Here is a 1,757-nt window from a genome sequence, read left to right as displayed (position 1 = left end):
AATTTGATCAGGTAATTCATGTGGGCGTTTGCCGATGAGGGTGACAAGTCACCAAATATCAAGGCAAGCGCACAAGAAGAATTTTCGAATTCTTCAAATTCGTTTGAACCTTGAGCCAGGATTGATTCACCTTTGTCGCTTTCGAGTGACAAGCAAGAATCACACTGATTTTAAACTGAAGAGTTTGATCATGGCTCAGATTGAACGCTGGCGGCAGGCTTAACACATGCAAGTCGAGCGGTAACAGGGGAAGCTTGCTTCCCGCTGACGAGCGGCGGACGGGTGAGTAATGCATAGGAATCTGCCCGATAGTGGGGGATAACCTGGGGAAACTCAGGCTAATACCGCATACGTCCTACGGGAGAAAGGGGGCTCCGGCTCCCGCTATTGGATGAGCCTATGTCGGATTAGCTGGTTGGTGAGGTAATGGCTCACCAAGGCAACGATCCGTAGCTGGTTTGAGAGGATGATCAGCCACATCGGGACTGAGACACGGCCCGAACTCCTACGGGAGGCAGCAGTGGGGAATATTGGACAATGGGCGCAAGCCTGATCCAGCCATGCCGCGTGTGTGAAGAAGGCCTTCGGGTTGTAAAGCACTTTCAGCGAGGAAGAACGCCTGTCGGTTAATACCCGGCAGGAAAGACATCACTCGCAGAAGAAGCACCGGCTAACTCCGTGCCAGCAGCCGCGGTAATACGGAGGGTGCAAGCGTTAATCGGAATTACTGGGCGTAAAGCGCGCGTAGGTGGCTTGATAAGCCGGTTGTGAAAGCCCCGGGCTCAACCTGGGAACGGCATCCGGAACTGTCAGGCTAGAGTGCAGGAGAGGAAGGTAGAATTCCCGGTGTAGCGGTGAAATGCGTAGAGATCGGGAGGAATACCAGTGGCGAAGGCGGCCTTCTGGACTGACACTGACACTGAGGTGCGAAAGCGTGGGTAGCAAACAGGATTAGATACCCTGGTAGTCCACGCCGTAAACGATGTCGACCAGCCGTTGGGTGCCTAGCGCACTTTGTGGCGAAGTTAACGCGATAAGTCGACCGCCTGGGGAGTACGGCCGCAAGGTTAAAACTCAAATGAATTGACGGGGGCCCGCACAAGCGGTGGAGCATGTGGTTTAATTCGATGCAACGCGAAGAACCTTACCTACCCTTGACATCTACAGAAGCCGGGAGAGATCCTGGTGTGCCTTCGGGAACTGTAAGACAGGTGCTGCATGGCTGTCGTCAGCTCGTGTTGTGAAATGTTGGGTTAAGTCCCGTAACGAGCGCAACCCTTGTCCTTATTTGCCAGCACGTAATGGTGGGAACTCTAAGGAGACTGCCGGTGACAAACCGGAGGAAGGTGGGGACGACGTCAAGTCATCATGGCCCTTACGGGTAGGGCTACACACGTGCTACAATGGCCGGTACAAAGGGTTGCCAACTCGCGAGAGTGCGCCAATCCCGAAAAGCCGGTCTCAGTCCGGATCGGAGTCTGCAACTCGACTCCGTGAAGTCGGAATCGCTAGTAATCGTGAATCAGAATGTCACGGTGAATACGTTCCCGGGCCTTGTACACACCGCCCGTCACACCATGGGAGTGGACTGCACCAGAAGTGGTTAGCCTAACGCAAGAGGGCGATCACCACGGTGTGGTTCATGACTGGGGTGAAGTCGTAACAAGGTAGCCGTAGGGGAACCTGCGGCTGGATCACCTCCTTAAACGATGCGTCATCCCTCGCGGTAAACGTCCACAATGAATTACCTGATCAGA

Annotated in this window: 1 rRNA gene; it reads left to right on the top strand. The window is 54.2% G+C overall.

What is annotated here, in order from left to right:
• Positions 1-172 precede the first annotated feature (172 nt).
• Positions 173-1,705: ribosomal RNA gene (locus FKN99_RS17690) — 16S ribosomal RNA — on the top strand.
• Positions 1,706-1,757 lie beyond the last annotated feature (52 nt).

This window comes from Halomonas hibernica (assembly GCF_013183775.1).
Taxonomy (GTDB): Bacteria; Pseudomonadota; Gammaproteobacteria; order Pseudomonadales; family Halomonadaceae; genus Vreelandella; species Vreelandella citrativorans.
The sequence above is the reverse complement of the archived record's forward strand: the minus strand, read 5'-3'. Positions and strand labels throughout refer to the sequence as shown.